Genomic DNA, 12572 nt, shown 5'->3' on the forward strand with positions numbered 1-12572 from the left:
TCACGGAGCGGCGACACCCTGCCAGTGCAAGTCGTCGAAGAAGGTGGCCAAATTTATGCCCGGCGGCAGGTGGCGGGCTATATCTGCCGGGGTCGGATAGCGTCCGGTGGCCGGGTTCTCGAGCTCCTCGAGTAGCTGTTGTAGCCCGAGCGAGACCTGCGGGTTCGGGGTAACCATGAGATGGGCCTGGATCCGCAGGCCCAACCCCCGCATGCATTCGGTGAGGCGTTGCGGGTCGGCCCGGTAGTCCCAGTCGAGCCGGTGGCGGATCGCGGCCGCGGCCCCGCGCCGGCCGCGGACCATCACGCTGAACTGCTCCACCCCGCACCTGCGCAGGTAATCCCGCAGTGCCGGAACAACGTCACGGCTGCAGCCGGTGTGACCGTGCCACGGCTCGATCCAGAGGTTGTCGAATCGGGCGATCAGTCGATCGTTGTCGTCCCACTCGATGCTCAGATCGAGATCGCCCACCTCGGCGGGGTTATTGCGCCGGTCGATGAAGACGCCGCGGATCCGCAGCCCGGAAACGAACCCTCGGGGGCCCGTGCGCAGATATTCGACGCGGTTCAGCACGAGCTCGAGGCCGGAGCCGAATTGCTGCTGCAGGCCGGACAATCTCGTCAGGAGTTCGTCCTCGCTGAGGTGTTCGGCGAGGAGATCCGGTATCGCCGGAACCGCGGATAGGTCCGCGCCTGGTGCTGCGGCGTCCTGCGGGGCGGACAACGCCGCCCAGTTCAAATCGAGGTCGGCACCGAGCAGAGCGGGCCGCGGCAGGCTCGGATTCGCGGCATGCATCATGAGTTCGCTGACCTGCTCGTAGCGCAGGGGGGTCGTACCGCGCAAGGGCCACAGCCCAGTCGAGTCGGCATATCTCCACAGCGTGAGATAGTCGGTGTAGAAGCGGCGGGTCAGTGTCTTGGCCTGGCGCGGGTCGATGCGTATCTTCTGCACGAAGCTGTTGGAGTCGCTGTACAGCGAGTCGAGGCAGGCTATGGCGCGCAGGCGGCGGAACTCGGCTATCCCGGTTTCACCGTACTGATCGCGGATTTCGTTCTCGACCATTGTCGTTACCGTGTCCAGATCCTCGGGATCCCATGGGTTCCAGAAGATGGTCACGTAGTCCCACAGCTTGTGTCGGACGCCGGTGAGGTTCCAGTTGTCCAGTGCCACTTCGCCGTCGGGACGGACCCACAGGTTGCGGAAGGTCGCGTTGCCGTGGCTGAGACCGGACTCCCATGCGGTGTCGCCCGGTACGGATATCTCGTTCGGCATCGGAATCCGCATCGCGTCCAAGATCTGGTGTCGCTCTTCGTATTTGATCCGCTGCATGCTCCGATACAGCTGCTCGTGTTCGGCCAGGGTGCGCGCGGCGAGGTCGTCGGGGAGCTCGATCGCCTGCATCCGCCGCAACTGCTGCAACACTCCGCGCAGGGTCTCCCATCGGTCGGTGTCAGCGGTCGTGGGAATGCGGCCCGGACCCATGCGGCGGATCGAACTGACGCCACGGCCTTCCGAACGAGTGCCCCACTGCGCCACCGTCTCCGGTACATCGACGCCGCCTTGGCGGGCAAGCTCTTCTGCCCGTTCCTCGGTCAGGTCGATGCGATGGAAGGCGCGGTCTCCGTTGAGGAGTTTCGGATGGGTGGGATTGGCCGCCATGTCCTTGTCGCCGGGCTCGGCCGCGATGAGTCGCACCTTCCACATCCTTCCGTCACGGTCGGCGACACACCACACATGGGTGTAGTGCCCCCGGGCGTGGGGCGGCTCCATCGCGATCGTCACCGCTATCTGGGCAACCTGTTCGGGCGCCATACCGCTGTCCCCGGCCGCCTCGGTGGCGTCGGGCAGGAATTCATCGCCGCCCGGCTGGTGGGTGGCCGTGCGGTTTTCGATCGGAGTCGTCGGCACCGTGGGGTCGGTGAGATCCTTGCTCGCCCACCATCGGGCTGCGCGCAGGACGCCGGGTCCGGTCTGGCGGCGCAGCTCTTGGGGACTTTCCGGGAGCGGATCCGCCTCATCCGCCGGCGTTGTCTCGACGAGCGCCTGCGCACGGATGGCGGCCCGCACCGAGGCGGTGGATTCGGTCAACCTGCCGGGCTCGGTATCCCAGCCGAATCCGTGCTGCGCCGCCTGCACACTCTCTTTGCCGGTGACCGCGATGCAGAGCGCGTCGGCGCCCATCCGGCGAGCGAGGTCCTCGGCGAGACCGAGCAGGTACGGTCCGCCGTATTCAGCCGCGAGCTGATCGAGGTCGGCCTCGAGCTCCGGGCGGGCGATGACCCGGCCCGCCCGGTCGAGTTCGAAAACAACCGGCACATCACCGTATTCGCGGGGACCGTCCATCAGCACGGTGTGCATCCGGATGCGACTCACGATTTCCCCGTCGGCCTCGCCGAGCAATTCATATTGTGCCGCAATCGGGTTCAGGCGGGCGCGCCCGTCGCCGCGACTCATCGCGGCCACCGCGTCTCGCAATTCCGCGTCGGCCTCGGCGTGCCCGCTGCCGTGCCGCAACAGCTCGCGTATCGACAGGCGTGGCAGTTCGGATGTTTCGGTCGAAGGCTGCGCGCCGGCAACCGAGTCGGCTGGCGCTCGGCCATCGGCGGCCGACTCGGCGGGCGTCTGCTCATGATCCCGCAGCCGCACGAGCCGACGCGCCCATCGGTCGATGTGATCACTCACGTCCTGCAGCGACGGCGCAGGTTGTCCGGCTGCTTCGAATATACGAGTGAGATTGCGGTGCAAGGGCTCCGCGGCATCGGCGAGCGACATCTGACCGCTGGCGACCCGCAGTGGCAACCGGAAACTGTCGCCCGCGGCGGACTTCCACGCCTCGAGCACCAGATACCGGTCGAAGTCCTCGACGGCCTTCGCACCGTAGTAGGCCAACAGCCGCTGCCGACACCAGTTCTCCACCTCACTCCGGACGGCCGGGGTGGGCCAGGGGTTGCGTGCAGCGAACGCGACGTAATCCCAGACCGGCGAACCCGGCTGGGACAACTCCAGATCAAGGAGCGCGATCTCCGCATCGTTTTCGCCGCGGCGCAGTATGTTGCCGAAGGTCGGATCGCCGTGCAGAGCACCGATCTTCACGTCGTCCGGGGATTCGGGACGGACGGTGAAGATCTCGTGCAGCCCGGGCATGCCCAGCTCGCCGTGCAGCCGGTCGGTCCAGTCGTGCGGGTCCTTCGGGTGCTTCCGGTCGTACTCGAGCCGGATCCGCGCCACCTCACGCATCAGCCGCCGCTCCCATTCGACACGGCTCGTGGGCAGCGTTCGCACATACTCGGTGTCGCCCCATTCGTCCGCGTGCAGCGCGTGTACCTGATCGAGTTCGGTGAACACCGCCTCAGCCATGAGCTGCCATGGTTGGTCCGGAGTGGGATGACTTCCATCCAGGTGCTCGTGGATCAGGAAATTCTCCGGGTAGGTGTCCTGTGCGCCGATGTGGTGCAGCTTCGGTACTCGGACACCGGCCTTCTGGAACAGCTTCACCGCCAACGGTTCTCCGAAGATGAGGCCGATCCGGGGATCGAAATTGGGATTCGGGGTATCGGTCGCCACCCGGATGACGACCTTGCGGCCGTTCGGCATTGTGATGATCCAGACCCCGTGGTGATTTCCCACGAAACAGGCTCGGTTGCGGACTAGGGTGGCGAAAAATTCGATCTGTGGTTCGGTCAGTGCTGGATCGTCGGTATCGGTATCTTGCCGGGCCGTGCGGAGCCTGCGCGGGGCAGTCGCCGTGAGAGTCGACGGGGACTGCGCAGGCGGCGCGTCCGGGTTCGCATCGGTGGCGTCCGCGGGCGTGCCGTCCAGCACGCCCCACCACCGGTGCTCATCGGTCAAGTCATCCGACGACGGCCGGAAATACGCTGCCATCTCGGCGAAGGTGGGCCGTGCCTCGGCCGGACGATCGAACCTGTCGAGCATGGGATCTGCGACGATCTGGAGCCCATGCGCGCTCATCAGTTGCACAGTGCTTTCCCGCGATTCGGCCAGACGCTCGGGATCCGGATCCAGCCGGAGACCGTGCAGCGCGGCGACTCGGAAGCCGCTGCGGCCATGGATGGGCACGATGATCCGTCCACCCGCGCCGACGCAGCTGCGCAGCCGCGGAACAAAATGCTGGGCGAAGCGACTGCCCTGGAAGCCCCTATGCATCTCGAGATGGTCGAATGTCACTGTGATGCGGCCATTCTCCTCGTGCTGCACATGAAACCGCATGTCACCCGGTTCGTTGATGCCGCGTATGCCGTCGGCGATAATCGTGGACGAAACTGTCAGACGCCGGTTCCCCGCGTCTTCGGTGTATCTCATGCTGGTGGGCATCAGGGCATAGTTCCGTGAGCCGTACTCCCGGCGCAGCAGGCCGGTTACGACTGCGAGCAGTTCGTCGTCGCCGGGCAATTCGGCAGCGGGCAGCACCGACTCCGGGCTCACCAGGGTGAATTGCGCCGAATCCGGTGCCACATAGGGTTCCTCCGGCAGTGGTTCGACTTCCCACTCCGCGCGCATCGTGTTCGCCTCGCGCGTCATCAGACCGCGAACCACCTGCGGTGACTGCGGCTCCCAGCCGCGCAGGCGGCACAACCGCTGGTAGTCGGAGTAGAACCGCCCCACCAAAATGTCGATCTTGTCGGGATCCCGCGCGATCTGCTCGACGAAGTTCGTCGAGTCAGCGTAGAGCGAGTCCAGGCATGCCATAGTCAGTAGCCGGTCCAACTCCACCTCGCCGCGTGCTCCGAAGAGACCGCGGACCTCGCTCCTGATCTTGTTCTCGACGGCCTCGGCCTGAGCCGGTGCCCAGGGAGACCAGAGCATGGTCACGTAGTCCCATAGCGGGTGTGTGATCGCCGCGTTGTCCCAGTCGATCAAGGCGACGGTGCCGTCGTCGGCGATGCGGACATTGTCGAGGGTCATGTCGTTGTGGTTGAGGCTCGGTGGCCAGGCCTCGTCATCGGTGTCCGGCGACCATGCCTGGTGCGGCGCGAGTTGGAAAAGATTGTCCAGCCACAACGGGCGACTGCGGTAATTGCGTCGCTGGAAGTCCAGGTACAGGTGGAAATGTTCGGTGACCGTCCGTTTTTGCAGATACGGGGGCAGCCGCAGCTCGAGCAGCCGGCGCTTCACCGCGAACATCTCGTCCAGCACGGCCTCCCAATCCGAATCCGTCGGTACCGGGGTGCGCCCGTCGACATACAGTCTCACCTGGTACGGGCCCCACGCGTACAACTCCGTAGGGACATCGACAGCCGCTGCGGCATGACGCTCGGCATCGGCCGCTTCGAACGGGAGTCGATGGAACCAGCGGGAAACGCCGTCGGCCGGACGGGGATTGCGGGTCAGGTCCTTCGCCTCGGTGGTTGTCGGCAGCGTTCGGGATACGACCACCCGATTGCCTCGGTCGTCCCGGTCGAACCACACCAGCTTGTTGTGTCCCTGCCGATCGGGAGCTCGCAGTGCGGCGCGCAGAATCAGCCTGGCAACTGCCCTCGGATCCAGGCTGCCGGTGCCCTCACTCTGGATATCGACAGGTAGCGACGCCGGTGCGGGTGGCTGATCATCAGGCCGTTCGAGCTGTGGCAGTGCGGGGTTGCTCCACACGGCGCCGCCGGCGTCCGATGCGGTGGCCACCTCGATCTGTCCCCACCACGCGTGCGGGTGGTAGCGGAGACGGTCGGCAACATCGTCGAGATCTACGCCGCCGTTGAGCAACTCGCGTGGTGTCGGAAGATCTCCCGCGCGTAGCCGGCGGCTCAACTCGGCGACGCTGTAGGGCACCGGTGAACCGCGATGTTCGTACGCGCCGAGTACAGCGTCGATGGCCTCCCGGATTTCCTCGAGGTGGGCCTCGTCCCAATCGAATCCGGCTCGCGCAGCCCCCGGCCCGTCGGCGACCAGCAGCCTCAGCTGGTCGGCGCCGGCGTCGCGGACGAACTCCAGTGCGAGCCGATCGATCGGTGTGAATCCGTCGGCTTCATAGCAGATCGCGGTGATTCGGCCGGAGTCGTGCAGCTCGAAAATGATCTCCGCGTCGTCGTACTCCCGGGTACCGTCCATGACGATGGTGTCAACGTACATCCTGGCCACAACGCCGGTGCCCGACTCACTCGTATTCTCGAGCCGCACCTGAATCGGTTCCAACCGGGGCGGCCCATCCCAGCGCTGCCTGAGCGCCAGCATGGCCCGCACCTCCTCGGGCCGGAGTTGCGTACCGGAACGCCGGAAGTAAGTGAACAGTCGCTTGGCCCAATCGGACTGCGGCACCACCGCAGGAGGGGGCGTACGGACCTCGGCGGGCGTCCGCTCGGAGGATGCGCCCGGCATGTACGAATCCAGCTCGCGTTCGGACCATTCCGCCAGCAATTGACCGACCTCTTCCTCCGAAAAGGGCGGTTCCCGGTCCGGATCGGCGGCCTTGCAGACGCGCACGATATTGCGGTAGAAGTCCGGCAAGACCTCCTCGAGGGACACCATGCGCGCGGCGATCTTCTTGGGCAGCCGATAGGCGTCGCCGGCGATCGATTTCCGAGCCTCCAGCAGTACGTACCGGTTGAAGTCGGTGACCGCCCCTTGCCCGAAGTGCTCCGCAAGCATTGCCTTGATCCACTTTTCGGTCGCTGCCCGCCCGGCGTCGTCGAGCCAGTCGTTTCCGAGGAAGTACCGGGCCCAATCCCAGGCGATCGGGGCGAATTGTGCCGACTTTGCGTCGGTGAATCCGATGCGTCCGTCCGCCCCGCGTCGCATCTTGCGACGGATCGGGTTTCCGTGGGCGAACCCCATCGGACTTCCCGTCCCCGGTGCCATCGGCATCCAGGTGGCGAAAAGCGGTACCCCGCCGGTCAGCGCGTCCAGCCGGTGGTCGACATCGGTGTGCTCCAGATCACGAACCCGACGCTTTTGTGTTTCGTCCCAGCGGTGTTGCGACCTGGGCAAACCGTCAGGGGCGGCCCTGTTGTGCAGCCGATACAACTCGGGGAAGACATCTTCGGTTGTGCGCTCCCAGCCCTCCTCCGGTAGGAGCTCATCCCCCGGGACGAACTGGTGCATCGTTACCCACGTCCCAAAATTCAGCCCCGATACCCCGGAGTCGAAGAGCAGCCGCGGGCCGTGCACCCCGGCCTGGTGGAGCGTGTCCGAGGCCTCTGTGGCCGTAGCCGCCAGCTCGTCCAGGTCGAAGTTCAGCTGCTTCGCGTCCGGGAGATACACCCGGGCCGTCACCATCGGGCCGGCGTCCGATCCTGTGCCGGGTTCGAGCGGCAGATGCCAGACACCGCACTGGTTTTCATACTCGTCCGGTTGGGTGACGTGCACCCGATCCATTACCCGGAGCACCTCGTCCTGGGTGAGACGCCGATTCAGCAGCGATTGCGCCGGTGCCGCGGCGGCCGGCACGGCCTGACACGGTTCGCTAAGCCATTGCGACAGCTCTGGGCTCGGCGTGAGTCCCGCCTGAAGGAGTCGGTTGCGATTGTGCAGAACGTCGTTCGGTGTGTCGTCGGCAAGCCGCATGCGCTGTACGTCCGCACCGGCCCCACGGACAAAGTGGCGCACCATATCGATGAACGAGCCCCGTCCGACCTTGCCACGAGCTTCCAGATACCCCGGCACGAATTCGTCGGCCGGACCGGCATCGACGTAGGCGGTGACGGTCCCGGCGGTGTCGAGATCGAAACACAGGTCGACATCGCCGAACTCGGCTCGGCCGATCATCACGACGGCCCGCATGCGCAGGCGTACCACCACATCACTGTCAGGGTCGACGGTTTCGTAGGCGGCCTGAGTCACTTCCAGCCTGTGCGGGCGGGAATACCACAGCTCGGAGCTGTTCAACCCGTGCAGCCGCCGTTTGCCGGTTTCCGGGTTTTCCAGCAGCTCACGGACCGAACTCGTGAGACTCGGCGCTCGCCGTTCATCGAGCCGGGGCGCGATCTCGAGACGGTCCTGTTCCGGCAGCCACCCGCGCGCGCTGAGCCTCGAGAAGTCGTCGAGCAGGCGCTGGAATGTCGGATCGAGCATCGGTTCGTACAGCACGGTACGCCGGACGATCTCGAGATTCTCTCGTAACGCATGCTCCAGATCGGTGGGCCGGACGGCGCTGCCGCTGCGGACCGCCGGCGACCGGAAAGCCAAATCGATGGCCGCAATTCGGGCCTCGAGCGCGAGGTAGCGCTGGAAGTCTTCGAGCGCCGTTCGGCCGCGCTCCTGCATACGCGTAATGCACCAGTTGTGTACCTGCCAGCGCACCTCGGGCGGCCAGGGATTGCGGACGAGGAATGTCGCGTACACCCATTCCAGCGGACCGGATTCGGCGAATTCCCAGCCCGGCGAAGCCAATTCGCCATCCGGTGTACGCATCAGGTTGTCGAGGCTCGCCGCAGCGTGCATGCACACTGCCTGATCGTCGTCGGCCGCGGGCGACCGTTGCGGAAACGTCTTGAACAGTTGCGGCAGCTCGAGCAATCCGTAACCCGGCCCGAGACTCGCGATTTGCGCCTCCCCGGTGCGCACCGCATGACGAAGTCGTGTCTCCCACTCGCCACGGGACGTCGACGACGGTGGGGGTGGCCCATCGACCGGGGCGAGTTGCTCGAACAACTCCTCGGCGGCTTCGGCGCGAAACGACATGTCAGCGTCCACGAAATCGGCGACGGTCAGCGGTGATCCGGGGGTGTGTTCCTGAACGAGTAGATCGCCGCGCCTATACAAAGTTCGGGGCAGGGGGGGACCGATCTGCCTGGTTCCGCTCGACACACTGCTACGGTCACGGATCGCACCTGCGGGACCTGTCCCCGGCACGACCTTCAATGCGGCACGGACGATCTCGGGAGTTTCGGTGTGGACGTCTCGGACTCGCCGAACGAGTACCCGCGCGCCTGAGTGTCCCGGCCGCGGATCCGCCAGCAGCCACACCCCATGCGGACCGTCTTTGTGATCCGGCTCCCGCTCCAGGGTTTGCGCGTGCAGCGCATCGGCCTGTTCCTTGGTGATTATTGATTCGCCCGCAGTCTCGCTCGTCGGTTCGGTGGGTGTGCCGAGGATTGGGTGTTGTTGTTGTTCTTGGGTGGGGCCGTTGGTGTTCGGTTGGGGTTTGGGGTGGAGGTGGCCGTGTTCGTCTTTGGTGAATTCGAGGAGGAAGGCGTCTGTGATGTGGGGGAAGGTTTGGGGGAGGGTTTTTTGCCATTGGTGGCGGTCGCGGACGCGGGGTATGCGTTTGGGTTGTTGGTTGGGGTTGGTGGTGTCGGTTGGTTGGGGTGTGGGGGAGTTGGTGTCGAAGACGAGGGTTTTGCCTTTGCCTTCGGAGGTGATGAGGAAGCTGTGGGCGGTGTGGCCGTTGTCGAGGACGAAGGCGATGGCGGCGAGGTTGTTGTTGGGGTTTTCGAGGGTGTCGATGGCGTGGTTGATGGCGGTGGTGAAGGCGGTGGTGGTGTTGGTGGGTGTTGTGGTGTGGGGTATGGGGATTCGGGTGTGGTTGCTGTGGAGGCTGTCGGTGAGTTCTTTCCAGGTTTCGGCGTTTTCGTTGGGGATGGTTGCGTTGTCGTAGCCGATGGCCCAGGCTGCGCGCACGGTTTGGATGATGCATTTGCGGATGTGTTCAGGGACATTGCTCCCGGTTGGGGGTGGACTATCGGTTTCGCCGACCACGTAGAGCGGTTCGTCGAGTTCGTCGTCGGGTTCCCGCACGCGAGCAGCAAAGGCGACGTCGAGTACCCGATTATGCGTCGGCATCACCGGATGGTTGGGCCACGACTGGGCTGCCATGGCAAATGCTTGGCTTACGTTCCAGGCGAGCTCGAAGGTCTTGTCGGGGGCGGAGTCGGGTGTGGCCGCTTCGTCCGTAAGGCGGATCGTGTCGTGCAGAACGCGCACTCGGTCCAAAAGTTGGAAATAGGGGAGCAGATGAGACGGGAGGAGATCGAATCCGTGCACGGTGCCAGGACTGCGATGCCGCATGATCGCCGCTTCGAAATCCGGTGGGCCGTACATGGCCAAGCCGAAGTCCACCAGCATCACGCCGAGCGGCGTCTGCAACACATTTGCCTGTGTGATATCCCCGTGCAGGATGCGGAATGGCTGGGAACGAATGTAGGGCAGTTCCGACTCTAACCCAGCGGTCAGCGACTCCGGAAGGTCGAGCTCGTCGAACACGGCCCGGTACGCCGGGATCGCTCGGTACCGTTGATACAGCTGCTCGAAGTGGTCCATCAGCATCCGGAAGAACCCCACCGAGTCGCCGGATTCGGGATAACCGTCAGGGAGTGGAAGTAAATCCTGTGGCACGGGCACCTGGGCCAGCTCCCCGGCTATCGAGTAGATCGTATTCATTACCTCGTCTTCGCGAAGGTCACGAACCGGTGTGCCGTCTATTCGCCGTTGAATCTCGAAGATGAGATTGTCCCGGTGATCGACTTTCGCGTGTAGTACCTGCGGTATCCGCCGCCGGAGGCGCGGCGCGTGCTGCGCGATCGCGTGCACCGTCCGGAACTCCTTCGGCCAGAGCACGAAGTCGAGTTGGACCGCGCCTGCCCGCGGAATGCGGATAGCGAATTCACCCAGCAGGTAGATGTCGTTGGAGTGACCAGTGGACACCTTACGGCCGAATCGCACGGCGGCGTCGCGCAGCGCCAACGCCACATCTCTCGGCATCACCTGGCCTTCATCGCTACCGAGCGCCCGGTAATCCTGGGCCGAAAGCAACAGGTCTCGTAAGATCGGATACTCGGCAAAGACCGGCTCGAGAGTAACGAAAAAGCTTGCCGAATCCGGGTCGTCGCCGACTCCGTGTTCGGAGTCCGACGGATGTCGGTTTTCAACGACCTGCTCATTGCTGGTTTTCGACTGCGCTGTTTTCTCGGTATCCGCGATATATAGCGGACCGTCGAGATCGGCTGGTGGCGCTGCAATATAGAGCGGTCCATCGAGATCGAGTTCCGGTGCGGGTTGGTTGTCGTCGATCATCCGGTCGGTGACCGGTGTCGGTTCGGTGACATCGATGGACGAGTCCGCGGAATTGCCTATTGGCAAGGGCGCCGGGGCCGCGTCGCCGTGCACGGAATTGGGGATCCAGTCGCCCGCCTGGTGGGCGGGAGTGGCGAAACCGTATGGGAGAGTGAGCGGTACCTCCGGGCCGAAGTGGTAGTAGCCGAGTATCCGTGATCCGGTGATTCCGCCGATGAGTTGAACGGATCGGTCGGGGTCGGCGCGCAGGAATCCGGCCTCGGGCCGCGCGACGTAGACGCGTCCGGTTGCCGACCAGCGGCGGGCCTGATCGATGTCGCGGTATGTGGTTAGGGGGCCTTCGCCGGGCGGCGTGATGCCGGTCGTGAGTACATCGGTCGGCGGGTGGCCAGGGTCGGGGATGTATACGAGTCCGGGGTCGGTGGTGTAATTGACCGGGAAGTGGTCGTGGTGGCGGGCGAGAAATGCGAGATTCTGCTCGACGTCGACGTTCCGGTCGGCCGCTGACGGCATCGGATCCGCGTCGGCGGGCAATCCGATCCGTTCCCGCGCGGTTTCGGTGCGTGCTGATTCAGCGTCATCGGGGACACGCTCGGGCCTCGGGTTTACGGCCTTGTCGATGTCTGATCCGGCGCCACCCGTCGTCGGGCCTCCGGTGGGTTCGGGGCTCGGTCGTGGGGTGGTGCCGCCGCCCGGAGGGTCGTCATCGTCGTTGGTCTCGCCGGGTATCGAGCCGGCGGCTCGGTACAACTGGTCGCGGTTTTCTGATGCGCGGGCCGTGTACTCAGCGAGGTTGTGTGCGGCTGGAAGGCCCAACGTCTCGGTCAGGTTGCGATACGCCGCGAGTATCTCCAGCGGAATCTCTTGTTCGACAATGTGACCCCTGCTGGGGGATTCCAGCAAACCCTTTATTTCGGCCAGGATCTCCGTGACGACTTCGTGTGGCGTCGGATCCGCATCGATATCGGATCGCAGCCCGTAGCGGATGTAGTTTTCCACCGAAACCGCCGCCCCGACGATGGCGATGTGCTGGACCTTTGGGCTCTGCTTTTTGATCGTCGCCCACACTCGCCGTGCGTGGTGTGGCGTGCTGGCGACGATGATGGATTCGACGTCATGACCGAGTTCCTCGAGCAGAGTTACGGAATACGCCGCATTAGTCCTGGTGTTCTCAGCCTTTGGTTCCTCGATGATGTGATCGGAGACCAGGCCCAGTTTCTCTGCTACCAACCTGAACCGGGCAGCTTCTGTTGCCCAGGGCCGTTGCGCCTGGCCCGACTTGGCAGCCATCTTGTCATAACCAGAGAAAACCACCGGGATTCCGCTGAGCCCCTGATCATGAACAAAGTTCGTGGCAACGGCCGACCCACCATCGTCCGGGCTGCCGAATACGACAACGGCACCGTAGGTGTGTCCGGCATCGAAGGCCCACTTGGGATCATTTCGGAGGAACTCCCAAATCGTCCTCAGATCCGACATCGTCTGTTCGGTATCCACTCCCCGATCGCCCAGATTTCGCAACCAGTCGGCATACGGATCATCGGTCTGCGTCGCGGAATCGGATCCGGCCGACCGCTGTCGTTGTTGTTCGAGACCGACGGGTTCCACCG

1 protein-coding gene (running past one end of the window) is annotated in these 12572 nt (G+C 64.6%); it reads right to left on the bottom strand.

All coding sequences use genetic code 11. The features are described from left to right. Nucleotides 1-12572, bottom strand: partial view of a LuxR C-terminal-related transcriptional regulator gene (locus tag ACIBI6_RS39540; RefSeq protein WP_396960212.1) — the final stretch only. It continues 45169 nt past the right edge of the window; 12572 of the gene's 57741 nt are visible here — the last part of the coding sequence; the start codon falls outside the window, past its right edge — the gene reads right to left on this strand; it ends in the stop codon at nt 1-3.

It is taken from the genome of Nocardia sp. NPDC050412, from assembly GCF_044458825.1.
GTDB lineage: Bacteria > Actinomycetota > Actinomycetes > Mycobacteriales > Mycobacteriaceae > Nocardia.